Here is a 26,860-nt window from a genome sequence, read left to right as displayed (position 1 = left end):
ATTGTTCATTATATAGCACATTAATAAAATGCAATTTATTAGATTCTTTAAGTGTTATTCAAGGAACTAATTTAATTTGGATGTTCTTAATAAAGAATTACATAAACATCGAATCAGGAGGAGAAAGATGAGTGCAATAGCTGGAATTGTCCATCTAAATAAAGAGCCAATACCTAATAGCCATGGATACGGAATGATGGAAGCATTACAAAAATACCCGGCAGATGATGCGCAGATGTGGCAACAGGATAATATCGTCCTTGGCTGTCATGCACAGTGGATCACTCCTGAATCAGTTGGCGAGCAGTTACCTTATTCCGATACAGAAAGTCAACTAGCGATTACTGCCGATGCCATCATTGATAATCGAAAGGAACTCTTTGACCTATTGCAAGTGGATAAAGAGAAACGAAAGACACTTCCGGACAGTCAGCTCATTTTGCTTGCATATCAAAAATGGGGGGAAGCCTCGCCTAAATATTTAATTGGTGACTTTGCATTTATGATATGGGACGGAGGAAATAACAAACTCTTTGGGGCAAGGGACTATTCCGGAACTAGAACGCTTTATTATGCTGGAGACAATCAGCGCTTAGCATTTTGTACTGTTATCCAACCGTTATTAACATTACCAAATGTGGAGAAAAGACTAAATGAGCAGTGGATTGCAGATTTTCTAGCGATACCAGATATGCTGGATACCGTTGATACAACTTCTACCGTGTATGAAGCAATCAAACAAGTGCCACCTTCACATTCCATAACGGTCACAGAAGATAGCTTGAAGCTAACAAGATACGTCTATATCGATACGGAAAGTAAATTGATACTCAAGTCAAATGAGGAGTATGAGGAAGCATTTAAAGAAGTTTTTGGAAACGCAGTTAATGAATATATGCGAACGGATCAAAAAGTAGGATCGCGGTTAAGTGGTGGCTTGGATTCTGGTTCGGTTACAGGCTTTGCTGCAAGATCTTTGGGAGAGAGAGGAAAAAAACTACATACCTTTAGTTATGTTCCAGTGAATGGTTTTGAAGATTGGACACATAAAAGTAGGATAGCGAATGAGCGTCCCTATATACAATCAACGGTTGATTATGTAGGAAATATTGAACAAAACTATTTGAGTTTTCCTAATGATAGTCCTTACTCGGTAATTGATGATTGGCTGGACGTGATTGAAATGCCTTATAAATACTTTGAAAACTCATACTGGATTTCTGGATTATATCGCTTTGCTAGTGAGCAAGGAATTAAAGTAATGTTAACTGGAGATCGCGGTAATTATTCTGTTTCTTGGGGAAATGCAATTGATATTTATACGAATCTATTTAGAAGATTTCATTGGATTAAGCTATTTAAAGAAATCAATCAGTTTATTCATGTGAAAGGAACTGGAAGAAAAAGGGTACTGCAAGTAATCGGCAAAAATACTTTCAGAGAGTTTACGAACAATAAGCAAGACTTTTCCGTACCATTATTAATTAATCCAGAATTTGCTAAGAAATCTAATGTTTTTGAAAGGATTCGCAGTTTTGGCATTAATGAGGATGGCTCTAATCTTCCAAATTCAATTGGTGCTAGGAAAAATCAATTTGAAAAGTTATTTTACCGGACGAGCGGCGGAACCTCGGATACAAAGTTTTCACTAAGTAATTCTATTTGGAATCGTGATCCAACGAATGATTTGCGGGTTGTACGTTTTTGCTTATCTGTGCCAGATTCCCAGTATGTGCAATATGGAATGGATCGTGCATTAATTCGTAGGTCCACTAAAGGTATATTGCCAGATAAGGTTAGGTTAAATCACCTCTATAAGGGGATTCAAAGTGCGGATAGTATACAGAGAATGATTCCTGACTGGTCTGCATTTATTAATGAGTCGGCGGAAGTCATAAGGAACCCACAAATATCTGAATATATAAATACACGAGTACTTGAATCAGCTCTTAAAGAGGTGAGGAAAGGCCCGGAACCAGAGCTTATATATGATATGGACTTTAAATTATTGATACGGAGTATAATTTTATCACGATTTATTCAAAAATACGCCCTTTAAGGAGGTGATACCATGAAAAAGGAATGGAACATGCCTACATTAGAAATACTTGATATTAATATGACGATGGCGGGTCCTGGAATAAAAACTCCAGATGCTGTTCAGCCCGACCCGGACGCCCATGATCACGATGTGGTTAATTACAGCTAAAGACTATGCAGGAATAGTGATAGGACCTGAAACATTTAATAAGTAGGTCCTATCACTATATTTCTAAATGAATTCTCCTTTAGTTGACACAAAAACAAAATGATGCTAACTTATTTATATCGTGTTTGTTATTAAGAATACGATATGCAGATTATAGTTACGGAAACCACTTTCATAAAATTAATGGAAGTGGTAACTTTTGGATTATATGTTCTTTATAATGAACATATTGTCTATTGTAAGAATATTTCAGGAGGATGCTATGAGTGCAATTAATGGAATTCTACATGTTAATGAAGAACCTATCCCAATAGCACATAGTCAAAATTTAATGCATTCAATAAGTCATTACCCTGCTGATGATGTTAGTACATGGCAAAAGGGAAATGTCTTTCTCGGTTGTCATTCACAGTGGATCACTCCAGAATCACTTGGTGAGCAGTTGCCCTATTATGATTACGAACGTCAACTGGTTATTAATGCTGATGCGATTATAGATAACCGTGATGAATTATTTGAACGATTACAAGTGGATAAAGAACAAAGAAGGATAATGCCAGACGGTAAGTTAATACTACTGGCGTACAGCAAATGGGGTGAAGAGGCTCCCAAGTATTTACATGGCGATTTCGCCTTTATGATCTGGGATGAGAAAGAACAGAAACTGTTCGGTGCTCGAGATTTCTCAGGAGCGCGATCACTCTATTTTTACAATCATAATCACCGATTTGCCTTTTCTACTACAATAGAGCCGTTATTTACATTACCTTATATTGAAAAAAGGCTGAATGAAACGTGGCTTGCAGAATTTCTGGCTATTCCAACGATGGTTGAGGCAGTTGATATGTTTTCGACGCCGTACAAATCAATTAACCAAGTTCCACCATCACATCGTATTACTGTAACCAAAGATAATATATCCCTTTCAAGATATATGACAATCGAGGTTAATGAAACATTGAAACTTAAATCAAATGAGGAATATGAAGAAGCTTTTCGATACTTGTTTCAAAAAGCAGTAAAAGCTAGGCTCCGTACACATGGGAAAGTCGGCTCTCATTTAAGTGGAGGATTGGACTCAGGTACAGTCGTAAGTTTTGCTGCAAAGGAATTACGCAAGGAGAATAAAAGATTACATACCTTTAGTTACATTCCAGAAGAGAGTTTTACAGATTGGACACCTGATTATTATGTTTCGAATGAAAGCCCATATATTAAGGAAACGGTTAATTATACGGGAAATATTTTAGATGAATATTTAAGCTTTGATGGGAAAGATTCACTTTCTGAGGTAGATGATTTCCTTGACTTGATGGAAATGCCATATAAATTTTTCGAAAACTCATTTTGGCTTAAGGGGATTAGCAAAACTGCCAGTGAAAGAGGAGTAAAAGTGCTTTTAAATGGTGCTCGGGGTAATCACTCGATTTCGTGGGGGTCTATGACTTTAACTTATAACTACTATGCAAATTTATTTAAAAGACTTCATTGGGTTCAACTTTTTCAAGAATTAGATTCATACTGTAAAAATTTTAGAACTGGAAAATCAGTCATGATTCCGTATATTGCTAAAAGAGCATTATCCTCTTTAATTGTAAAGAAGGACCATTCTAATTATCAATTTCCAACTTTTATCAACCCGACATTTGCTCAAAAGACAAGTGTATTCGAAAAGATAGAATCATATGGACTTGATTTAAGTAGCAATCCTACTAATCTAGCGGAATATAGAAAAGATTATTATAAGCAATTATTTGTTTGGAATAAAAGCGGAGTTGCAGGATCTAAGTTATCTTTACGTTACGGACTATGGGATAGAGATCCAACAAATGATCTAAATGTGATTCGCTTCTGCTTAGCGTTGCCGGACGAACAATATGCTACTGGTGGAATGGAACGATCGATCATTAGGAGGGCAATGAAAGGACTTTTACCTAATAAAGTAAGGATGAATCAGATTAACCGTGGACTACAAGGGGCAGACGTTATCCATCGTATGACTTCTGGTTGGTGTAGTTTCGTTAATGAATTGCAGGAACTGCCAAATGATAAGAAATTAAGTCAATTTATTAATGTGGAAGTTATAAAGGATGCTTTATCAAAGATAGGGAGGGAACCCAAGCAAGAAGTGGTATTCACATATGAATTTAAAATCCTAACCCGTAGTTTAATCGTTAATCGCTTTATTAAACGTTTTTAGCTGAAGGGGGTGATATAAATTGAAAAGAGTATGGAAAATACCAAAATTAGAAGTTCTTGATATTAGTAAGACGATGAATGGGCCGGGGAATGCAAATGTGGATTGCTTTGATGTGGGGGAGGCTCCAAGAGGTGAGACACATCCTGGAATGTCTAATGCTAGTTGTTTGAAAAGCAAATTTGACAGTTAATTCTAGGTTGCCAAATTAGCTAGGTATAATAAGTCCTTATACATTCAAAAGGTATAAGGGCTCCATAATGGGGGCGAATAGATGATTGATACTGTTAAAGAAGTAGGATACAAAGCTTTTGGCTTCAATATTTCTAGTGATATACCTCTTTCAGAATTACCTCAAATTAACTTGACAGAAAATCAGGTAAACATTGAAGTTAAGATAACCGATTTATCGCAGTTATGGTCACAACTAGCTATCCCAAACCAATATTTTGTAGTAAAAGAAGATATGGTTTTATTCCATGTACCTGACGTCGCTATATATTTAGTAAAAAACGGACAGGAAATTATGGTCGACCCAATCAAAGGCTCCCATGAGGATCAAATCCGTCTTTACATCCTTGGAACCTGTATGGGAGCACTACTAATACAAAGGGGAATTCTACCATTGCACGGTAGCGCCATCGCAATTGAGGGCAAAGCGTATGCAATTGTAGGTGATTCAGGGGCAGGAAAATCGACACTTGCGTCGGCATTTTTGAAGAGGGGCTATCAGCTTCTAAGTGATGATGTTATTCCAGTTACGTTATCGATGGAGAATATCCCGATAGTGACACCTGCATATCCACAGCAAAAATTATGGTTGGAAAGTTTGAATCAATTTGGGATGGAATCAACTGAACTTCGGCCAATTATCGAACGAGAAACAAAATTTGCCGTCCCAGTTTCGGCCCAGTTCGTGAAAGAACCGATGCCACTTGCAGGCGTATTTGAACTAATCAAAACAGACAAGGAAGATATTGCAGTTTTTCCCAACGAAAAAATGGAACGATTCTATACTATATTCAGCCATACATACCGTAATTTTATCGTCACTCGTGCGGGTTTAATGGAATGGCACTTTGGTATGTCGGCGAAAATGATGAAACATTTAGAAATATATCAATTGCATCGCCCAACAAGCCGCTTTACAGCGCATGAGTTAGTAGATCTCATATTAACTAGGATAAACAAAGGAGAGAAAATTACATGATTAAAGATCGGACGCCGATTTCAAATCAGCATTTGGTTAGTCAAATAGTGGGTAACATTGTCAGTGATATGGACGGGGAAAAAGTGATGCTCAGTATCCAAAATGGGAAGTACTATAATTTAGGTGAAATCGGTGGCGCAATATGGGAACGAATAAATGAACCTATTTCTGTCGATAAACTAGTTGCTGGATTAATGGATAACTATGATGTTAGTCAAACAGAATGCGAGGAACAGGTCCTTTCTTTTCTGGATAAATTATTAGAAGAAGGATTAATAGATGCTAGATTGTTCTAAGAAAGGATGGGTACCATTTGAATAAACTTAAAACCTTTTTATCATTTAATTGGCAAACGAAAACGCTATTATTTGAATCTTACATTTACCTTGGTTTAGCACGTATTTTAAAGGGTCTTCCATTTTCTAGAGTGGCCCCTTCTTTAGGGGATCAGATGGCTGAAACGGCCTATACCTTTCATTCTTCAGATAAAGAAACATTATCCCTTATTAAGCAGGCCATTCATATTATGAGTCGGTATACATTTTGGGAAAGTCAATGTCTTGTAAAGGCCATTGCTGCAATGAAAATGTTGGAAAGGCGTCAAATTGAGAGCACGCTTTATTTGGGTACTGCAAAGGATGAAAAAGGGGAGTTTATTGCCCATGCATGGCTACGTAGCGGTCCTTTTTATGTAACTGGTTCAGAGGGGATGGAGAGGTTTACGGTTGTTAGTAAATTTGCAAAAAGAATCGAATCAGGAATGTAAAGAGGGTGAATGTAGTGGAAAATCAGCTAAATCTTAAAAGTATACCCAAGGAATTGAATTTAATTTTAGAGTTATTAAAAGGCAATTATCCGAGTGACATACTTGCCATTGACAAGGGACTATTCCAAAGCGTCGATTGGAATCTTTTTATCGACTTAGCAATGCATCATCGTGTGTATCCAGTGCTTCACTCTAAGCTTAAATTGGCGATTGACAAGCAGATTCCAGAGTATGTGGTCGATACAATATCGAGGCCTTACAAACAGAATACCTTGCAAATGCTTTTTCTAACAGCAGAAATGGAACAGATATCCCAGCTGTTTGCAGCTCGTGAAATATCGCTTCTTCAATTAAAGGGACCCGCACTGGCGCATGACTTATATGGTGATATTTCGCTCCGAACCTCGAGTGACTTGGATGTGCTTATCCCAATTGAACAGCTTCAACTTGCAGAAGAAATTTTAATTGAGCAAGGATACAAAAAAGAAGATTATATTAAAACCGTATTGAATGACTGGAAGTGGCGTCACCATCATATCACCTTTATCCATCCGATTAAGAAAATTAAGGTGGAAATTCATTGGCGTCTGAGTCCAGGACCTGGTAAAGAACCAAGCTTTACAGAATTTTGGGAACGGAGAAGGCAGAGTACATTAACGAAACAGCCGGTGTATTTATTAGGTAAGTCAGATTTGTATCTATTTCTTACTGCGCACGGTGCGCGTCACGGGTGGTCGCGAATTCGTTGGCTCCTTGATATACATCAGTTGGTCGGTCAGAATCTGGACCAAGAAAAGATACTTCATATATTGGAAAACTACCATTCTCTTCATATTGGGGGGCAAAGCTTAATTCTAGCATCCGAGCTTTTAAATACGAAGCTGCCGCCAAAAATGGAATATCTGTGCACTAGAGCTAGACCTTGGAAACTAGCGCAAGGAGCGATTTTCTATCTAGAAAGCATGGTCAACTTACATACGGACCCAGTTCCGGAAAGTGTTGCAAGGTATCATAAGCGGCATCTATTTGCTTTAATGTCATTTCGACAAAAAAGCATCTTCATCCTAAGCTTTCTATACCCATATCCTGAAGATCACGAGACATTACCTTTACCTATGCCGTTACATTTTCTCTATTTTCCGCTACGTCCATTTTTATGGGCTTGGAGAAAGTCAAGAAGGCAGGCTTTAACCTAGGAGGATGTACGAATGAAGCATGTTATATACTTTTTGAAGCAGATTCATCAGTATTCTGGAAAAATTCTTTATATCAATTTATTTTCAATGACTGCAATCGGGCTATTAGAAGGGGTTGGCATCTTACTACTAGTGCCTTTAATTAGCATGAGTGGGATTATCGATTTGGATGGAGAGCATTCACCACTATTAAGTATGTTTAGCTTTCTTGAGAGCTTTCCGAGTTCACTAGGGCTCCCACTCATTTTAGCTATCTACGTTGGCGTCGTTATCGGGCAAAATGTCGTTAACCGCCAGCTAACGATTAAAAACGCAATGATTCAGCATGGCTTTTTAAGGCATATGCGGCTGGAAACGTATCGTTCTTTGCTTCATGCGAATTGGGATTTCTTTATTAAACATCGAAAATCGGATTTGATAAATATCTTAACATCGGAAATCGCCCGAACAAGTGCAGGCACCTATTCTGTTTTACAATTTGTTGCTTCCCTTGTCTTTACACTGATTCAAATTGGGCTTGCTTTATGGCTTTCACCGTCTATCACCATGTTTGTTTTGTTTTGCGGTCTAATTTTAGTCCTATTTAATCGAAAGTTTCTTAAACAATCACTAGCTCTTGGTAATCGGAATTATGAATTAGGGAGAAGTTTTCTTGCAGGGATAACGGATCAGGTTAATGGCATCAAAGATATAAAAAGCAATTCATTAGAGGATTCGAGAATTAGATGGTACAACGATATAACGGAGAAGATGCAAAATGAACAACTTGAATATACGAGATTAAAAACAACGTCACAATTATATTATAAAGTTGCATCGGCAATATTTATTGCATTATTTATCTATATTGCGATCAGTATGTTTAGTGCCCAAGCAGGTCAACTGATGTTAGTAATTATCATTTTTTCTAGATTGTGGCCAAGGGTTGCAGGAATTCAAGGATCGATGGAGCAAATAGCAACAACTATTCCGGCATTTAGAGCAGTTAAAGCACTACAACATGAGTGTTTGTCCGCTAGAGAGTTTGCAATGGTAAAAGGTAAACAAATCCCCCCTCTTGATATAAAGCATCATATTGAGTGTGATCGGGTTTTCTTTCGTTACAATCAAAACGGGTCACATTATGCATTAAAGGAGATTAATCTCGTTATTCCAGCGAATCAAATGACAGCATTTGTTGGGCGTTCTGGCGCAGGTAAAAGCACGTTAATCGATTTATTAATGGGATTAAATCAGCCTGAAGTGGGTCAGGTATTAATCGACGGAAAGGCACTGACAGCAGACAATCTTTTATCTTTAAGAAGTGCAATTAGTTATGTACCACAGGATCCATTTCTGTTTAATGTTAGTATCCGAGAAAATCTATTGTTAGTAGTACCTAATGCAAGTGAAGACCAAATGTGGGAAGCATTGGAATTCTCCTCTGCTGCGGAATTTGTTCGCAAATTACCAGATGGGCTTGACTCACTAATAGGAGATCGAGGAATTAAGCTGTCGGGGGGAGAAAGACAACGTCTCGTATTAGCACGTGCAATCTTACGAAATCCGTCGATTCTTGTGTTGGATGAAGCGACAAGTGCGCTCGATACAGAAAATGAGGCGAAAATACAGCAAGCATTAGAACGATTAAAAGGAAAGATGACGATTATTGTAATAGCACACCGTTTATCTACAATAAGAAATGCTGATCAAGTAGTTGTGCTCGAAGAAGGTGAAATCATCCAGCAAGGCGGATTTGACCAGCTATCGAATGAAAAGACAAGTATGTTTAGCAATCTACTACGTAATCAATTGCAAGCAATTCAGTAACGGTGAATTACATTCTTTAATCCCTATTAGTAAATGGGGGTTATTTTATGTTGTTTTTTTCTCTTTATAGAACGTTAGGATCAAATTAAAGGAGGCTGTCATTATGCCTGCAATCGCTGGAATTTATCAAATGAGTAATGAAGCAATGCTAGGTAATCATGGATTTGAGTTGATGAAGGCAATCAATATCCCGTCCTCTGAAGAAGCAATCATTTGGCAACAAAGGCAGATTTTCCTAGGGAGTGTGGTACCTAAATTAGGGGAAACTTTACCATATGTTGACGTTGAAAAGAAAATGGCGATAACTGCTGATGTGCATCTTGATAACAGGGATGAATTATTGGACCGTATAGGGATAGAGGAAGTAGAACGTAAGACTGTTCAGGATGGTCACTTGATTCTACTAGCCTACCAAAAGTGGGGAAGAGATTGTCCAAATTATTTTGTTGGTAAGTTCAGCTTCGTGATTTGGGATGGAAGCGAGGAAATGCTTTACGGGGTAATGGGTTATGAAAGGGAAGAGCCACTATACTATTATCATAATCAAGATACCTTTGCTTTTTGCACAAGTATTGCCCCTTTGCTGGCACTTCCTTATGTTGAAGGTAGGTTTAATAACCAATGGTTTACGACCTTTGCGAATGACAATGAGCGAAGGGGAATTGAAGTAGACCTGTTTATCACGCCATATGAGCAAATTATGCAAATCCCACCTGGATATATGATTACGATAATGGAGAATCAATTGGAGATTTCCATGTATCGTAAACGGAAGGCTTTTGGTAGTAAAACGAAATCGAGTTCATATGATGAATTTGTCTAGGTATATGAAATATACATCGATTTTCATCTCAATTATGGTTATTATACTAGCTGTTTATACGATTTGGGATAATCGCCGATTTATTGTCGTAGAAGAGGAGATAGTTATTGATAATCTGCCAGAACAGCTTAAGGGCTTCCGAATCCTCCAAATTAGTGACCTGCATGAAAAGTGGTTTGGAGAAAACCAAACAAAACTTATCGCAGCCATCAATGCAATTGATTATGATGCAATCGTGTTTACTGGAGATATGCTAGATAGTACAGAAAGTAAGCATTATGAACCTTTTTATTCATTAATAGATGGGATTACAAATAAAGAAAATGCTTGGTATGTCCCAGGCAATACGGATCCAGATAGTTATGAAGTAGAGCAAGATGTGAAAAAGAGTGCCTTTATTAATGGAATGGAAGCAAGGGGTGTCCAATTACTCGAATCTGTGGATAAAGTCTCGGTGGGCGATACAACTGTTTACTTTGCTAATTTTGAGCTTTCAATAATCAAGGAACCAGAGTATTTAGGCAGAACTAATGGCATTGTGCAGCCTGATTATTTCTTATCTGAATCCTATCTCGATTATCAAGAGAAGTTATTGGATGAAATGAATGTACTAGATAAAATTCAATCAACAGACCTAGTCATTGCTCTGAATCATTATCCCGTGCCAGATGTTAGAGTTGATTCGATAAAGAATAGCACTGGTATGAGGTGGATGGACTACGATTTAATTATGGCTGGACATTACCACGGAGGACAAATCCGTTTACCAATACTTGGCGCATTCTTCATTCCTGAACCTTGGTATGAGCCAAATAGCTTCTTTCCTCCAAGAGACCGTGTGAAAGGGCTTTGGGATTATGAAGGAACGAAGCAATATGTAAGTGCAGGGCTTGGTAGCAGCGATGCAATTTCATTCTTAAATTTTCGCTTTTTAAATCCACCTGAAATTAATGTACTAAGCTTTAGGTGAATGAGTAAATCTGTGAGCATTTGTAGAGGTAGGGGATGAGCGTAAGATTATTAGAAGGAATGCGTGCTGGTATATTGATGGGAAAAATGTTATATCAGCACGAGTGCAAGGATATCGGTAAGAGAATGGATATAAAATAAGGTTATTTATAGCACAATCTTCTCCTCGAAACGCATTAACACCAGCTTTGAAACCCTCAATAAACTGTACCAACCCCCTCTATATAAGTCCGTAATAGTATCTACGACCGCTGCATTGACAGTTATTTACCTAAAAGATTAATTTTCCTTTAAGAAATCAATAACCATTTGCCTCTCCCCACCATATGGAGTATGATGTAAGGTAGAAAAATGTAATGAACCGAAAGAGGGTACAAAATGAGTAAACAATCCATTTATGGACTAACCTTTGATCAGCTAACAGAATGGCTTACTGGTCATGGTCAAAAGAGATTCCGTGCAGACCAGGTATGGAACTGGTTGTATAAGAAACGTGTTGCAAGCTTTAGCGAAATGAATAATGTTAATAATGAAACGATCGAATTACTGGAGGAGCACTTCGTTTTACACACGCTTGAGGAAGATATTCGACAAGAATCGAAAGATGGAACGATTAAATTTCTCTTTAAAATGGCAGATGGCAACTTAATTGAAACTGTGCTCATGCGTTTTCATTATGGGTTGTCTGTTTGTGTAACAACCCAGGTTGGTTGTAATATTGGCTGTTCATTCTGTGCAAGTGGACTGCTTCGTAAAAATCGTGATTTAACAAGTGCTGAAATTGTGGAGCAAATTATGAATGTACAAAAGCATCTTGATGCACAAGGGAAAGATGAACGAGTTAGCCACATCGTTGTTATGGGAATAGGGGAGCCATTAGATAACTTTACAAACTTAATGGACTTCTTATATGTTGTGAATGATGACAAGGGGTTAAACATTGGTGCAAGACATATTACGGTATCAACCAGCGGTCTTGCGCATAAGATTTATGAATTTGCAGATACTGACATACAAGTTAACTTAGCAGTTTCACTGCATGCACCTAATAATGAGCTGCGAACTAGTATTATGAAGATTAATAAGGCATTCCCAATTGAGAAGCTGATGAAATCGATTGAATACTATTTAGAAAAGAAAAATCGTCGGATTACGTATGAATATATCATGTTAAGGGATGTTAATGATCATAAGGAAGAGGCAGTCCAGCTTGCTAAGCTGCTTCATAATCATCGTCATCTTGCCTATGTTAACTTGATACCATACAATACAGTTGATGAACATATTGATTATCAACGTAGTGAATCAACGTCGATTCAAGCATTTTATGAAACATTAAAAGAACGCGGAATTAACTGTGGCGTACGTTGGGAAAATGGAGCAGATATTGATGCTGCTTGTGGACAATTGAGAAGTAAACAAATTAATAAGAAGAAAGCAATATAATAATAGTAACAAGCCAAACGAGAATTTTGGCTTGTTTTTTTTGCCCTTTTTTAACTACTAGAAGGAAGTAAAGAAGATAGGAGGTAGTTTCTTTAATGTATTTCTCATAGAACTTAAATTATATAAGAGCATATTTTCTCCTTAAAACCCATATATACAAATAAGTTTACAAGTTTACAATGAAAGTATATTTGTTTTCTTTAAAGTATACAAGAATACAAATATGTACACATTCCTATATATCAACGATTGCGAAATGTGTGCAAGTAAACAATAAAGAATACATAAAAAGTCTGATTGCTATTTTCAGTTTAAACATTTATTCTAGTATAGTAGGTAGATTGATTTACTACCTAAGATGAGGTAAAGACTCATTACATATAAATAATAGAAATCAACATACTAGAGAGTCCGAAAACTTCACTAACTGAAGTTTCATTATATGGAGAGGGGAATGTACAAATGGTAAAGTCAAGAATTGCAGCTGTCGATGTAGGTAATGATGCGTTAAAAGGGACATTCGGAAAACTGGAAGGTAAATTTTATATCCCAAATATTATTGCACCAGATTTAGAGGATCGTCCGGTAATTGGAATTGAGGAATTAGATAAGAAGGATGTATTGGATAATATTCATATTCGCGTCCATTCACCAGCACTTGAAGAAAATGGGGTAATCTATCGGGTAGGAAATCTAGCAACAAAATCACCTAATTCTCGAGAGTTGGATCCAGGAAGCAGTAAATCAGAAGAAGATCAAACATTAATTATGCTTTTTGCTTCATTAGCGTTGGATGCTGTTACAAGTGATGCATTTAAAGCAAAAGGTGATGTAATTGATGCAAATTACACATTAGGTACAGGGCTTCCTTTACGAGAAGTGAAAGAAGGAAAAGATGTTGGCTACCGTTCACAACTATTAGGATCTGTCCATCAAGTAGAATTCTTAGTAACACCGAAATACCAAGGAATGAAAGTTAATATTAAATTTGATGAAGTCAAGGTATATCCGGAAGGGTTTGCGGCGTATGTAAACTTAGTTATGGATAATGATTTAAAAGTTATTAACAAGGAATTACTTGATAAGCAAATATTAATCCAGGATATTGGTGGATTATCCACAGACGTGGCTGTAATTAGAAATCGTAATGTGGATGATGACAAGGCACAAGGATTTAACTTAGGTGTTTCTGAGTCGTTAGAGGAAATCCGTGAAGAAATCCGCTCAAGACATGGTGTAGAATTAGATAGCCGTCGTGATGTTGTGGATATCATTACTAGAAAGAATGATCGTCATCACATCATGGTAAAAGGAAGCAGAACGAATGTCCATGATATTACCGATCATATTTTATTAGAGCTTGCTAAAAAAGAATATCGATATTTGAGAAATGTTTGGTCTAAAAACTCTCAATCTGAAATCTGCTATTTCGTTGGTGGAGGTTCGGCAGTATTGAAGGATTATATTAAAGCGTTAAACAACAAGCTTGATGGCTTCAATATTGAGTTCTTTGAAGATGAACAAGAAAGTATTTGGATGATGGCTAACGCATATTACAAATTAATCACTCAGTTTGCGCTTAATACAACGCAGGATAGTAAAGCGAAAGTAGCAGAAACAGCGGCAACAAAAGAACAGTAGGGTGAGGTCATGACGAAAAAAGGGATTGAACGGGGACAATCAATTACGTTTCGTGTTCCATCTGATACGCCAGATTATCTTTTGAAGGAACTATCTCTACTTAAGGAAAAGGAGAGAAGGAATTTCTCTAGTACAATCGCTAATTTTGTATTAAAAGCTGTGAATGAATCGCAAGCAAAGGAACGGGAAACGATTACGATTCCACTCCCAAAAAGGCTGACGAAGGAACAGAAAAGCTGGCTGAAGCATGAGCATTCTGAAGCGTTAATTGGCAGTATTTTATTTCATTTATTAAATGATCCAATGCGGGCAACTACTTTGCTTGCTTCACTTAATAGTAATTCAAGCAATATTGATGATGCACTGTATCTGCAAGAGACAAGCGTTACTAAGGAATTCAGTGAATTAGATGATACGTCGGATGAAATGGATTTAGATGATTTAAATCTTGACGGTATCGAATTACCTGTACATGAAGAAATTGAAAAAGAAGAGGAAAATCCATTAGGAGATTTCTTCTCAAGTATGAATAAGTAAACAAAAGGGAGCTGCTGAGTAGAATTATTCAGTAGCTTCCTTTTTGTTGTCACCTAAAAATTGTTGACATTCAAATTTTCCTAAATGGCGACAATTTATAGAGAACACACTTGCATTATGGTTATAATGTCCTGCTATTTATAGGATTAATTTTGGAAATTGTTAAAAATCTCTCGTGATTATGAAGCTTATGTGATATAATCACGATTAAATATTTAGAAACTTTAGTCTAGTAAAAGGGGGAAGTATTTTGAGAAAACTAATTTTAGTAATTGCAATGATTGGTCTAATATTCCTAGCTGCATGTGAATCAAATGAAGATTCTGGTGACCCGGCAACTTCAGCAGAAGGAGGAACAAAATATACAGTTGGTGCAAGCCAATATGTTGAGCATCCTTCGCTAGATAATGCCTATAAGGGGTTTCAAGCCGCACTTGATGAGGCTGGATTAGATGTTGAATATGATTTGCAAAGTGCTCAAAATGATCAAAATAATATTAAGCCAATATCTGACGGATTCGTTGCGGATGAGGTTGATTTAATTTTTGCGAATGCAACTCCGAGTGCGCTTGGTGCATTACAGGCTACAACAGAAATTCCGATTGTTTTCACATCCGTAACAGATGCAGTAGGTGCTGGTCTTGTTCCATCGATGGAAGAAGCGGGAGGCAATGTTACTGGGGTAGTTGACCTCCACCCAGACGCGATTAAAGAAACAGTTAAATTTATCGATGCTAATTTCCCGGATGCAAAAGTTGGTATGGTATACAATGCTGGTGAACAAAACTCTGTTTCACAGGTTGATGCGGTAAAAGCTGCTGCAGAAGAAACGAGTATTGAAATTGTCGAACGGACAGTAGCCAATTCAGCCGAAGTACAGCAAGCAACAACGACACTAGTTGGGGAAGCAGATTTACTTTATATTATTACAGATAATACGGTTGTATCAGCGCTTGAAAGTGTTGTAGGTGTAGCGAATGAACAAGATATTCCGCTTATTGTCGGTGAGCCTGACTCATTAGGAAGAGGTGGATTTGCGACATTTGGAATTGATTATTATTCGATTGGATATCGTGCTGGTGAGATGGCTGTGGATATCTTGACGGGAGAAAAGTCAGTAAGTGATATTCCAGCAGAGTATCCACCAGAGATTCAATTATTTATCAATAAAGAGGCTGCTGAAGAGCAGGGTGTTGAGTGGAATGATGAATGGGATGAAACAGCGGAATTTGTCGAAACAGCAAAATAAGATTATGAGGGCCGGCTATATTTAGCGGCTCTTGCTTTTAATACATCCAGAATAGATAGAGAGGAAGGAATACATGTTTATATCAATATTCGGTGCCATGGAATCAGGGATTATTTATGCGATAATGGCTTTAGGAGTATATTTAACGTTCCGCATATTGGATTTCCCTGATCTTACTGTGGAAGGAAGCTTTGTCACAGGAGCAGCAGTAGCGGCATCCTCTATTGTAAATGGGATTCCTCCGATTACTGCAACCATTCTCGCGGCATTTGCCGGTTTTATTGCCGGATGTTTGACAGGAATTCTCCATACAAAGGGGAAAATTAACCCTCTATTAGCGGGGATTCTAATGATGACTGCTTTATACTCGATTAACTTGCGAATCATGGGACAACCAACTGTATCCTTATTGCAAGAAACAACATTATTCAATCAATTAGGGTCGTTGTGGAGTGCAACTGGTATTGACTCTTTCTTAAATAATATTTTGTCCACAATTGGTCTAGAACAGTTACCAACGACATGGGCGATTTTGCTTGTAATGATCGTTGTAACTGTCATTATTAAGCTTCTAACAGATTATTTCTTAAAGACAGAGGTTGGCCTTGCACTTAGGGCGATTGGTGACAATAAGAAAATGATTCGAAGCTTATCAGCGAATACAGATTTACTGATTATCCTCGGTGTGGGCATTTCAAATGCACTTGTTGCAACTGCGGGAGGATTAATCGGTCAACTCGGTGGCTTTGCTGATGCGAATATGGGTCTAGGGTTAATTGTAATTGGGCTTGCTTCAATTATTATTGGAGAGGCATTATTTAGTACAAAAACCATTGCGAAAGCAACACTTGCAGTCATTCTCGGAGCTGTAATTTACCGGATTATAGTCACGCTGGCATTAAGGATTGACTTTATGGAAACCGGTGATATGAAAATGATAACGGCGATTATCGTTATTGCAGCTTTAGTTATTCCAAGAATATTACAGACTAGAAAAGAAAATAGACGAAGACAATTAAAACGCGCGCAGCTTGACCAGCGGTTGAGGGGGAGTAGCGATGCTTAAATTAAATAATATATCCATAACTTTTAATGAAGGTACTCCTGACGAGAAGAAGGCATTAAATGACATTAATCTCGAGCTTGAGAAAGGCGATTTCATTACTGTTATAGGCAGTAATGGTGCGGGGAAGTCAACTTTAATGAATGTTATTTCCGGTAATCTAATGCCGGACCTTGGTGATGTAATCATAGATGAAAAATCAATGTTACATCTGCCAGAGTATAAACGCTCTGCATTCGTTGGCCGAGTTTTTCAGGACCCGATGGCAGGGACATCCCCTTCCATGACAATTGAGGAAAACTTAGCAATTGCATATTCACGAAATAAGAAACGGAAGCTGAAACTTGGTGTTACGAAGCAACGTAAGGGGATGTTTAAAGAATATCTTAAAACATTGAACTTAGGGCTGGAGAACCGACTCACAGCAAAGGTTGGCTTATTGTCTGGGGGAGAAAGACAGGCACTTTCGCTTCTAATGACTACTTTCACAGAACCAAGTATCCTGCTGCTTGATGAGCATACAGCAGCGCTCGATCCCGCCAGAGCAGCATTAATTACAAGCTTGACCGATAAAGTAGTAAAAAACTCTGGATTAACGACGCTAATGGTAACCCATAACATGCAGCAAGCGCTTGATTTGGGAAATCGGTTAATTATGATGGATAAAGGACAGATTATTTTTGATGTGCGTGATGAAGAGAAAAGTCAACTTACGATTGAAAATTTAATGCATGAATTTAAACGAATTAGAGGCATCCAGTTTGAAGATGATCGGGTTGTCCTGGGGTAATATTTAATTAAAAATGTAAAGTCCGAACTGAATTCAGCACGCTTGAATACAGTTCGGACTTTTATATTATTAGGCTTTCTTATATTGGAAGTTAAGAAAGCTGAATGTTCAACGGTTCCTCGCTCGAAAAGTGCCTGAACTTGCTTGAATTTGTGAGAAAGTCACTTGTTTGAGAAGTTGCCCTTATCAACAAAAGAAGGCATCCTATATCTGGATACCTTCTATAAATTCAATTATTTTTAAATAACACCTTGTGCGATCATTGCGTCGGCAACTTTTCTGAATCCAGCAATATTTGCTGCTGCTTCAAAATTCCCGTCTAATTCAAATTCTTCTGCTGCGTCGACACAGCTTTGGTAAATGTTCTTCATAATTTCCTGCAGCTTGGCATCTACTTCTTCAAACGTCCAGGACAGCCGCATGCTATTTTGTGCCATCTCTAATGATGAAACGGCAACTCCACCGGCGTTTACAGCTTTAGCTGGGCCGAATAAAACTTTATTTTCAAGGAATACATCAATTGCCTCTGGAGTAGAAGGCATATTCGCGCCTTCAGCAACTGCTTTAACATTGTTACGAACTAATGTTAAAGCTGCTTGTTCATCCAGTTCGTTTTGCGTTGCACAAGGAAGAGCAACATCACATGGAATTGTCCAAATGCCTCCGCATCCTTCAGAGTAAGATGCCTCAGGGTGCTTGATTATATATTCACTTATTCTGCCGTATTCTACTTCTTTGATTTGTTTTACTGTATCAATATTAATACCATTTGCATCGTAAATATAACCATTTGAGTCACTGCATGCTACGATCTTTGCGCCGAGTTCTCTTGCTTTTTCCATTGCATAGATGGAAACATTACCAGATCCGGAAACGATAACAGTACTGCCTTTTAGTGAAAATCCACTATCTTTTAGCATCTCTTGAACGAAATAGATTGTTCCGAAACCAGTGGATTCTTTACGTCCTAAACTACCACCATAGCCGATGCCTTTTCCAGTTAAAACTCCTGCTTCAAATGCTCCGCGAACCTTTTTATATTGACCAAACATATAACCGATTTCTCTAGCGCCTACACCTATATCACCAGCTGGAATGTCGACATCTGGTCCGATATATTTAGCAAGTTCGGTCATAAAGCTTTGACAAAAACGCATAATTTCATTGTCAGATTTCCCTTTTGGATCAAAGTCAGCGCCGCCTTTACCGCCACCAATTGGTTGACCAGTAAGAGAGTTCTTAAATGTTTGCTCAAATCCTAGGAATTTGATTATACTTGAATCTACGGTTGGATGAAATCTTAAACCACCTTTATATGGGCCAATCGCACTGTTAAATTGTACGCGTAATCCGCGATTAACTCTTGTCTTTCCATTATCATCAACCCATGGAACACGAAATGTAATAAGGCGTTCAGGTTCTGTAATTTGCTCTAGTATTCCTTTTTCCATATATATTGGATATTTAGCTAGAAGAGGTACAAGCGATCTGAGGAATAATGCAACAGCTTGATGGAATTCTTTCTCACTGTAATTTCGTTTCACTACAGTTGTATAAATTTCATCTAAATAATCATGGGCGCGCTTTGTATTGTCGGTAGAATGCTTTGATTTAATTAAATTCATAATAGCATAGAATCCTCCTTAGTAAAATTTTTATCATTATTACTGTTCTTATTATTGTATACAATTTAATTCATCTAAACAATATAAAAAATAGATATAACCAATGCCGATATGAGATAATGAACGAGAGGTGAGGAGAATGGAGCTAAGACAAATCCTCTATTTTATTGAAGTTGCGAAGCGCGAACATGTAACGAGGGCTGCAGATAGCTTGCATGTTGCTCAATCTGCTGTTAGTCGGCAACTCTTTAAGCTAGAAGAAGAATTAGGTGTTGATTTATTCATTAGGGAGGGTCGAAATGTCCGGTTAACTCCAATCGGCAGAGTTTTTCTTGAACATATGGAGCGAGCGACACATGTGATCGACGATGCCCTGCAAGTGATTGAGGAATATACCGACCCAGAACAAGGGACCATTCATATCGGATTCCCCAGCAGCTTAGCAACCTATATTTTGCCAACCGCGATATCTGCGTTTCGTGAGCAATATCCGAATGCAAAATTTAAACTGACCCAAGGCTCCTACTATAATTTAAGGGAAGCTGTAAAAAAGGGTGAGATTAATTTAGCACTTTTAGCCCCTGTTCCAATGAATGAAACGAAGCTAATCGGCTCTGTATTATTTACGGAAAAAATTATGGCACTATTACCGAAGAGCCATCCTCTCGCGAATGAGCGATCGATTCAACTAAATCAATTACGACAGGAGTCTTTTGTATTATTCCCCGAAAATTATGTTTTACGCGATATTATTATCGAAGCATGTAAGCGAGCGGGTTTCGCCCCCAAGGTTTCCTTTGAAGGGGAAGATATTGATTCGATCAAGGGGCTCGTCTCAGCTGGTTTGGGAATTTCCCTTGTCCCTGAGATTACATTGGTAGATAATGTTCCACAAGCTGCAGTAAGAATTCCGGTAACAGAGCCGAATGTTACTCGCTCGGTAGGTGTTGTAATTCCAAGTGACCGTCAATTGCTTCCAACAGAGAAATTATTCTATGAATTTTTACAGGAGTTCTTCCAACGTTTGGAAAAATTCCAGAATTAAAACAGAATAAAGGACTTGCTTTCTTCTACTGAACATGATACGATTTATACAATATATAGAGATAAATTCCGGTTGACAATACTATATATTGTGTTATTGTCATTTGTTTTAATAAAATTTAAATTTAAAAAAAGCATATTCTAACTGATGTTAACTAGCCGCCCATTCTACGGAGTGTAGCGGCATTACTATTTATATTTATACATATATGTAATAGGGGAGGATGTAATAAATGGTCACAACTACTACAGTAAATCAAAACGCAATCAATCAATTAATTGATAAATTATCCAAGGGGCTGAATATCAGTACGGATCAATATAAAGAAAAAGCAGCACATGCAATTAAGGAAGAAATGACGTTTGAAAAGAAAATGGATGTCTTGAGTAAACTGGCATTAGAAAATATCGATGAAGCAGAGCCTGACTGGACATTCCTAGCAAGCAGACTATACTTAACAAATCTTTATGAGCAAGCGTCTATTAATAGGGAGAATGAGAAAAATCCATATGATAATTTCTATGGTTTAATCGAAAAACTTACAGGATTTGGGATTTATTCTCCACTCCTTCTTGAAAAATATACGAAATCCGAAATTAGTGAACTAGCGAAATCAATCGATAAAGAGAAAGATAATCTATTTAACTATTTAGGGCTGTATACACTTTCAACTCGTTATTTAGCAACGGATCATCTTAAAAACACTTATGAGCTTCCACAAGAAAGATGGATGGTTATTGCAATGTATTTAATGCAGAACGAGTCTGCAGCACACCGTTTAACGCTTGTAAAAGAGGCATACTGGGCACTTTCCAACCTTTATATGACAGTTGCAACACCGACCCTTAATAATGCAGGTAAGACACATGGACAGCTTTCCAGCTGCTTTATCGATACAGTAGATGATAACTTGCAAGCAATCTATGATAGCAATACTGATGTTGCAAATCTATCGAAAAATGGTGGCGGACTTGGCGTTTATATGGGGAAAATCCGTTCTCGAGGAAGCTCGATTAAAGGGTTCAAGGGCATGTCAAGTGGTGTCGTACCTTGGATTAAGCAACTAAACAATACTGCAGTAAGTGTTGACCAGCTTGGAACAAGAAAAGGTGCTATTGCGATTTACTTAGATGTTTGGCATCAAGATATTGAATCCTTCTTGGATTTGAAATTGAATAATGGCGATGACCGTCAGCGTGCGCATGATATTTTTACTGGCGTAACGATTCCGGATATTTTCATGGAAGTCCTTGAAGCGAGAGAGGACTGGCATTTATTCGATCCACATGAAGTACGCCAAGTGATGGGCTTCTCCCTGGAAGATTATTATGATGAAGAAAAAGGAAAAGGTTCTTTCAGAGAAAAATACCAAGCATGTGTTGCAAACGAAGCATTGTCTAGAAAAACAGTAAAAGCAATTGACATTATGAAACGAATCATGATTTCACAGCTTGAAACGGGTACACCGTTCATGTTCTATCGTGATGAAGTTAATAGACAAAACGTGAACACACATCAAGGGATGATTTATTGCTCGAATTTATGTACAGAAATAACGCAAAATCAATCCCCAACACAATTATTAGAAGAATATATCGAAGACGAAGATATTGTTATTAAGAAATATAAAGCTGGAGACTTTGTTGTTTGTAATTTAAGCTCTATTAACCTAGGCAGAGCTGTTCCTGCTGGTGTATTGGAAAAACTTATTCCAATTCAAGTGAGAATGCTGGATAATGTTATCGATATTAATAACCTGCCAGTAAAACAAGCGACAATCACAAATAGTAAATACCGTGCAATCGGTCTTGGTACGTTCGGATGGCATCATTTATTAGCGCTGAAAAACATCAAATGGGAAACAGATGAAGCGGTAAGTTATGCAGATGAGTTATACGAGAAAATTGCATACCTTACAATTGAAGCGAGCATGAATTTAAGTAAGGAAAAAGGAAGCTATCCATACTTTGAAGGAAGTAAATGGAATTCTGGTGAATATTTCCTTACGAAAGGATATACGGATGAGAAGTGGCAATCACTTGCAAACGAAGTAAAAGAGAATGGAATTAGAAACAGCTATCTAATGGCAGTAGCACCAAACTCTTCTACATCTATGATTGCTGGATCAACTGCGAGTATCGATCCAGTATTCAAAGCCTTCTACAGTGAAGAGAAAAAGGATTTTCGTATTCCAGTAACGGCGCCTGATCTTGACCATAACACATATGATGTTTACCGCCGTTCAGCATATATTGTTGATCAACGCTGGTCTGTAAAGCAAAATGCCGCACGTCAAAAGCATATTGATCAAAGTATTTCCTTTAATTTCTATGTACCAAATACAATTCGTGCATCCATATTACTAGACCTTCATATCCAAGCATGGAGAGAGGGACTAAAAACAACATATTACGTAAGATCAACGTCAAATGATATCGAAGAATGTGAGTGGTGTGAAAGTTGAGGATAATCATTGCATATCTGTCCTATAGTGGAAACACAAAGGAAGTTGCTGAATTAATCGAGTCAAGATTGTTAGAGGAGAAAATTTCAGTAGAAATGCATCGAATTGGGATTGACCGTCCATTTGATCCCGAGGACTATGATTATGTATTTATCGGAACCTTTACATGGGCAACTGGCAGTACGCCGGATGAGGTGAAGGACCTTATTCTTGAAATTGGTTATAAACCAGATAATATTGCGATATTTGGCACTGGCGACACTCAATTTGGTGGGGATAATCTATTCTGTAAAGCAGCGATTAAGCTTGCAAAGTTTTACAATAGTAAGTGGGAGCCTTTAAAGATTGAACAATCTCCACGTGGAAGTCAGGAAACGATGATTGATGAATGGATAGAAGGAGTGTTACATGATGTCAAAAGCATTGCTTGATAAGGCAAAGACATTAGAACCGCTATTTCCAAATAAGTCTACAGCACTTTTTGGTGGGAAATCTAGTGGGATTTTAAATTGGAATGATATTGCTTATCCACATTGGTATAAAATGTATAAACGTTTAGTAGGAAATTACTGGCAAGCAGATGAAATTAATATGTCCAGTGATGTGAAGCAATTTCCTTCATTATCGAAAGCAGAGCAAGATGCATACTTAAAAATTATTGGCCTGCTTGCTACATTGGATGCACCACAAACGAGAACGGCATTACTTATATCTTTATACGCTACGGATGCATCGGTTCAGTCTATTATGGCTGTAATTGCTCAGCAGGAAGCAGTTCATAATGAAAGCTACTCTTATGTGTTATCATCGGTTGTATCACTAGATGAGCAAAATAAATCATTCCAGCACGGAAGAAAAGATCCGGTACTTCTCAAACGGAACGGAAATTTAGTGAAGCAATACAATCAATTTGTAGAGGAACCAACGATTGATAATATTCTTAAGACACTAGTTTATACATCGTTGCTGGAAGGAATGTTCTTCTATTCCGGATTTGCCTTCTTCTATAATCTAGCACGAAACAATAAAATGGTTGGTACATCAACGATGATCAGCTATATCAATCGCGATGAGTTAGAGCATGGCCGATTTATTGCTGAATTGTTCCGGGCAACTTTAGCAGAAAATCCAGAACAAAACACAGCTGAGTTAACAGATTGGGTTTATACACATTTTAAAGAATCAGTTGAACTAGAAATTGAATGGTCGAAATATGTATTAGCAGAGGTAGAAGGTATTGATTTAGAGGAAATGGCTGGCTACATTAAATACCGTGCGAACAAAATGCTGCGTATGATGGGTCTAAGTGAGATTTATCCAGAAAATGTGGATAATCCAATGAAATGGATTCGTGCATATGTGGATAACTTCGATGGTACGAAAACAGACTTCTTTGAGCAAAAATCTAGACAATATACGAAAACTAGTGATCTCAATGGGTTTGATGATCTATAAAAACGATAGGAATCGGCGATTTGCTGGTTCCTATTTTTGTGTTTCATTAATTATAAGATATGCACATATTATCCACAATATCCCCAGTATCCACATTCATGAAATTTATTTTTTAATACCCCCTTTACTTTTCCGTTACGTGAACGTTTATAGTAAAGGGGGAAGGGAGGGGGCAGCATGTAAATAAAGGAAGTAGCGAGGAAGCTGAACACGACACCGCGAGCAATCCGCTTATATGAAGAAAAGGGACTAATCACACCAAAGAAAGATAAAAATAACGATTACCGGTTATTTACGGAGGAAGAAATCCACCGTTTGAGTACAATTTTAACGCTACGTGAAATTGGTGTTCCGATAAAGGAAATTAAGAAGAGCTTAACAGACCCAGTTATGACATGCATGAGTATTTGAATATACAGCGCTCGGCGTTGTTTGAACAATGGTTTGAAATTAGGGATATGATTGCGACGATTGATCGGATGATGGAGATCAAGAATACGGAACAGGATAATCATGCTGCAACTTATATTTATGAGCTAGCATAGCATATAAAGAACTTGAAAATGATCCGTAAAAATTGGCAGGATAAATGGGACTTTGATAGTTGGGCAGCTGATTTTGATTACTATATATACTTTTATGGGCAAATCTGTATTGCAGATTTGATGTTTGTAAATAAAGAGCATCGTCAAAAAGTGATGGAGGCATATGGGTCAGGATGGAAATACAGAAGCGATATTTTCAATTGAGGATGAATTTTACGGTGACAGATCCAAACTAGTAGATTGGCTAATGCAACATAATTATCAGGTTCAGACATACCAATTTAATAATATTTTAGGTATGATATACGCGAAAAAGAAATAATCATGTGCTATGATTTGTATAATAGATAAATAGACTATTTGAGGGGGCTATGCTTTGAGTGAAAAAGAAGAAGTAATTAAAATGATCCAAGCGCTGCCAGACAATGTATCCCTAGAAGAAATATTAAGGGAGCTTTATATCCATATTCGTTTCCAGCGAGGTGTACACGAATTAAATGAGGAAAAGAGTCAAAATGTGATTAAAATGGAATCCGATAAATGGCTTCAATAGACTGGAAAAACGCCGTTCCAATAGGAACAGCGTTTTTATTTAGTTCAGGAAATAATAATTTTTTAATCATTTCAGCCATTTTTCCGTTCTTAATCATTAATTAAAGTAATTGATTAAGCCATTTGTTATCGATTGAGCTACTTTAAACTGATAATCAGATGTTTGAATAATGGATAAGTCATTTGGATTTGTTATAAATCCGAGCTCCATTAAAATAGATGGGGCATTGGTTGATCGTAATACTTTATAATTCTCTTGAATAATGCCTCGGTTGTTTAAATTTACATTACTTACAAGAGAAGAATGAACATTCCGTGCAAGCTGATAGTCAGATTGACTAGAGTAATATGTATTAACACCATGTACTCCAATAATCGGGAATGCGTTATAATGCAAGCTGATAAATGCATCTGTATTGTAAGAATTACTTATATGTGCACGTTGATTTAGTGATATATAATGATCACCTAATCTAGTAACAATTACAGTTGCACCTGCAGCACGTAATTGTTTTACTACAATGTCAGAAGTACTGGAAACGAGGTCCTTCTCATAAACACCACCGAGACCAATCGCCCCAGGGTCGTTACCACCGTGACCAGGATCAATGACAATATTATAGCCAGCGAGTGAGCCGCCAGTTGATGAGTCTATCGCTGTATTATCATTATCCGTTAAGCCATTCTCAACTGTATCGGCCGGACTTATTTGATTTGATTCTTCGGATGCAGTGGTTTTATCTGTAAGCCATGATGCAATCCAGCCTCTAGATCCATTTGCTAATGATACTTGATGCCAATCACCATCTGTAGCTACTAACGGATAAGTATCACCGGAATATGTGGAACCAATAATCGAATAACTGGTACTCGGACCGGAACGGATATTTACACTGGTAGCTGTGACAGTTACATTATTTGATGAAGACTGATTTTCTGAAACGTTTCGATCAGCGGTATGAGTGTTCGTTAACGGGATTAGATGGTGCTTGGCAATCCATCCAACTTGTCCACCGTAATAGGTTTGCACCCATCCGTATTTCTCTTGGAAGACCATCACATTGTTTCCCTTACTTAATAACCCTATTATTTCTGAATTATTGCTAGGTTCACCCCGAACATTAAGTACGGCTGAACTAACTTCATAGGTTCGTCCTTCTTGTGCCTGACCTACATTTGGTATCAGTAATAGCAAAAATAGCAAGAAACCTATACTGATACTAAAGCTGCGTAAAAAATTCATATGGACCTCCTTATTATGACTGTCAA

Annotated in this window: 27 protein-coding genes; 25 read left to right on the top strand and 2 right to left on the bottom strand. The window is 37.6% G+C overall.

Annotated elements, in window-relative coordinates:
- Window positions 1–127: 127 nt before the first annotated feature.
- The 17 genes from CUC15_RS18290 (at window position 128) to CUC15_RS18210 (ending at window position 17,905) form a co-directional block, all read left to right on the top strand.
- Window positions 128–2,059 (top strand): asparagine synthase-related protein, encoded by a 1,932-nt coding sequence (locus tag CUC15_RS18290; RefSeq protein WP_114918053.1) that lies wholly within the window; start codon window positions 128–130, stop codon window positions 2,057–2,059.
- Window positions 2,060–2,071: 12 nt separating this feature from the next.
- Window positions 2,072–2,209, top strand: a complete 138-nt coding sequence (locus CUC15_RS18285) for a paeninodin family lasso peptide (protein WP_114918052.1) — start codon at window positions 2,072–2,074, stop codon at window positions 2,207–2,209.
- 262 nt (window positions 2,210–2,471) lie between these two features.
- Entirely contained in the window at window positions 2,472–4,409 is a 1,938-nt protein-coding gene (locus tag CUC15_RS18280; RefSeq protein ID WP_114918051.1) for an asparagine synthase-related protein, read from the top strand.
- Between the two features lie 19 nt (window positions 4,410–4,428).
- Complete coding sequence (locus tag CUC15_RS20870) at window positions 4,429–4,599, top strand: paeninodin family lasso peptide (RefSeq protein WP_114918050.1); 171 nt, start codon at window positions 4,429–4,431, stop codon at window positions 4,597–4,599.
- Between the two features lie 81 nt (window positions 4,600–4,680).
- The gene (locus CUC15_RS18270) at window positions 4,681–5,616 is read left to right on the top strand and encodes an HPr kinase/phosphorylase (protein WP_114918049.1); all 936 of its coding nucleotides are present in this window, start codon (window positions 4,681–4,683) and stop codon (window positions 5,614–5,616) included.
- The gene (locus CUC15_RS18265) at window positions 5,613–5,912 is read left to right on the top strand and encodes a lasso peptide biosynthesis PqqD family chaperone (protein WP_114918048.1); all 300 of its coding nucleotides are present in this window, start codon (window positions 5,613–5,615) and stop codon (window positions 5,910–5,912) included. Before CUC15_RS18270 ends, CUC15_RS18265 begins: the two co-directional genes overlap by 4 nt.
- Window positions 5,913–5,929: 17 nt before the next feature.
- A complete protein-coding gene (locus CUC15_RS18260) occupies window positions 5,930–6,382 on the top strand; it encodes a lasso peptide biosynthesis B2 protein (RefSeq protein ID WP_114918047.1) in 453 nt (150 codons plus the stop codon).
- A gap of 14 nt (window positions 6,383–6,396) precedes the next feature.
- Window positions 6,397–7,578 (top strand): nucleotidyltransferase domain-containing protein, encoded by a 1,182-nt coding sequence (locus CUC15_RS18255; RefSeq protein ID WP_114918046.1) that lies wholly within the window; start codon window positions 6,397–6,399, stop codon window positions 7,576–7,578.
- Between the two features lie 12 nt (window positions 7,579–7,590).
- Window positions 7,591–9,387: an ABC transporter ATP-binding protein gene (locus tag CUC15_RS18250; protein WP_114918045.1), complete on the top strand. Its 1,797-nt coding sequence runs from the start codon at window positions 7,591–7,593 to the stop codon at window positions 9,385–9,387.
- Between the two features lie 103 nt (window positions 9,388–9,490).
- The gene (locus CUC15_RS18245; protein ID WP_114918044.1) at window positions 9,491–10,210 is read left to right on the top strand and encodes a hypothetical protein; all 720 of its coding nucleotides are present in this window, start codon (window positions 9,491–9,493) and stop codon (window positions 10,208–10,210) included.
- Window positions 10,167–11,180: a metallophosphoesterase gene (locus tag CUC15_RS18240; protein ID WP_162800362.1), complete on the top strand. Its 1,014-nt coding sequence runs from the start codon at window positions 10,167–10,169 to the stop codon at window positions 11,178–11,180. The genes CUC15_RS18245 and CUC15_RS18240 overlap by 44 nt, the downstream gene beginning before the upstream one ends.
- A gap of 377 nt (window positions 11,181–11,557) precedes the next feature.
- Window positions 11,558–12,625, top strand: coding sequence for a dual-specificity RNA methyltransferase RlmN (gene rlmN, locus CUC15_RS18235; protein ID WP_114918042.1), 1,068 nt, complete (start codon window positions 11,558–11,560; stop codon window positions 12,623–12,625).
- Window positions 12,626–13,087: 462 nt separating this feature from the next.
- On the top strand, window positions 13,088–14,266 hold the full coding sequence (locus CUC15_RS18230; protein WP_114918041.1) for a ParM/StbA family protein: 1,179 nt from the start codon (window positions 13,088–13,090) through the stop codon (window positions 14,264–14,266).
- A gap of 9 nt (window positions 14,267–14,275) precedes the next feature.
- Window positions 14,276–14,803 (top strand): hypothetical protein, encoded by a 528-nt coding sequence (locus CUC15_RS18225; protein ID WP_114918040.1) that lies wholly within the window; start codon window positions 14,276–14,278, stop codon window positions 14,801–14,803.
- A 250-nt stretch (window positions 14,804–15,053) separates the two neighbouring features.
- Entirely contained in the window at window positions 15,054–16,052 is a 999-nt protein-coding gene (locus tag CUC15_RS18220) for an ABC transporter substrate-binding protein (RefSeq protein ID WP_114918039.1), read from the top strand.
- A 73-nt stretch (window positions 16,053–16,125) separates the two neighbouring features.
- Window positions 16,126–17,118, top strand: a complete 993-nt coding sequence (locus CUC15_RS18215) for an ABC transporter permease (RefSeq protein WP_114918038.1) — start codon at window positions 16,126–16,128, stop codon at window positions 17,116–17,118.
- Window positions 17,111–17,905 carry an ABC transporter ATP-binding protein gene (locus CUC15_RS18210; RefSeq protein ID WP_114918037.1) on the top strand — a complete coding sequence of 265 codons (795 nt, stop codon included), beginning with the start codon at window positions 17,111–17,113 and terminating at the stop codon, window positions 17,903–17,905. Before CUC15_RS18215 ends, CUC15_RS18210 begins: the two co-directional genes overlap by 8 nt.
- A gap of 239 nt (window positions 17,906–18,144) precedes the next feature.
- Here the strand turns inward: CUC15_RS18210 and gdhA are convergent, their stop codons facing one another.
- Window positions 18,145–19,530, bottom strand: a complete 1,386-nt coding sequence (gene gdhA, locus CUC15_RS18205; RefSeq protein ID WP_114918036.1) for an NADP-specific glutamate dehydrogenase — start codon at window positions 19,528–19,530, stop codon at window positions 18,145–18,147.
- A 139-nt stretch (window positions 19,531–19,669) separates the two neighbouring features.
- Here gdhA and gltC point away from each other — a divergent pair, with 139 nt between their 5' ends.
- The 8 genes from gltC (at window position 19,670) to CUC15_RS20305 (ending at window position 25,592) form a co-directional block, all read left to right on the top strand.
- Window positions 19,670–20,575, top strand: a complete 906-nt coding sequence (gltC, locus tag CUC15_RS18200) for a glutamate biosynthesis transcriptional regulator GltC (protein WP_114918035.1) — start codon at window positions 19,670–19,672, stop codon at window positions 20,573–20,575.
- 232 nt (window positions 20,576–20,807) lie between these two features.
- The gene (locus tag CUC15_RS18195) at window positions 20,808–23,039 is read left to right on the top strand and encodes a ribonucleoside-diphosphate reductase subunit alpha (RefSeq protein WP_114918034.1); all 2,232 of its coding nucleotides are present in this window, start codon (window positions 20,808–20,810) and stop codon (window positions 23,037–23,039) included.
- Window positions 23,036–23,470 carry a flavodoxin gene (locus tag CUC15_RS18190; protein WP_114918033.1) on the top strand — a complete coding sequence of 145 codons (435 nt, stop codon included), beginning with the start codon at window positions 23,036–23,038 and terminating at the stop codon, window positions 23,468–23,470. The genes CUC15_RS18195 and CUC15_RS18190 overlap by 4 nt, the downstream gene beginning before the upstream one ends.
- On the top strand, window positions 23,451–24,494 hold the full coding sequence (locus tag CUC15_RS18185) for a ribonucleotide-diphosphate reductase subunit beta (protein ID WP_114918032.1): 1,044 nt from the start codon (window positions 23,451–23,453) through the stop codon (window positions 24,492–24,494). The genes CUC15_RS18190 and CUC15_RS18185 overlap by 20 nt, the downstream gene beginning before the upstream one ends.
- A 183-nt stretch (window positions 24,495–24,677) precedes the next feature.
- On the top strand, window positions 24,678–24,905 hold the full coding sequence (locus tag CUC15_RS18180) for a MerR family transcriptional regulator (RefSeq protein WP_114918031.1): 228 nt from the start codon (window positions 24,678–24,680) through the stop codon (window positions 24,903–24,905).
- Window positions 24,902–25,039 (top strand): hypothetical protein, encoded by a 138-nt coding sequence (locus tag CUC15_RS20185; protein ID WP_162800361.1) that lies wholly within the window; start codon window positions 24,902–24,904, stop codon window positions 25,037–25,039. The genes CUC15_RS18180 and CUC15_RS20185 overlap by 4 nt, the downstream gene beginning before the upstream one ends.
- A 163-nt stretch (window positions 25,040–25,202) precedes the next feature.
- Window positions 25,203–25,361, top strand: a complete 159-nt coding sequence (locus tag CUC15_RS20180) for a hypothetical protein (protein ID WP_162800360.1) — start codon at window positions 25,203–25,205, stop codon at window positions 25,359–25,361.
- A 54-nt stretch (window positions 25,362–25,415) separates the two neighbouring features.
- Window positions 25,416–25,592, top strand: coding sequence for a hypothetical protein (locus tag CUC15_RS20305; RefSeq protein WP_205317629.1), 177 nt, complete (start codon window positions 25,416–25,418; stop codon window positions 25,590–25,592).
- A gap of 96 nt (window positions 25,593–25,688) precedes the next feature.
- Here CUC15_RS20305 and CUC15_RS18175 read toward each other — a convergent pair whose 3' ends face one another.
- The gene (locus CUC15_RS18175) at window positions 25,689–26,834 is read right to left on the bottom strand and encodes an N-acetylmuramoyl-L-alanine amidase family protein (RefSeq protein WP_114918030.1); all 1,146 of its coding nucleotides are present in this window, start codon (window positions 26,832–26,834) and stop codon (window positions 25,689–25,691) included.
- Between the last annotated feature and the right edge of the window lie 26 nt (window positions 26,835–26,860).

This window comes from Oceanobacillus zhaokaii (assembly GCF_003352005.1).
GTDB lineage: Bacteria > Bacillota > Bacilli > Bacillales > Amphibacillaceae > Oceanobacillus > Oceanobacillus zhaokaii.
This window is presented reverse-complemented; position numbering and strand designations above follow the sequence as displayed.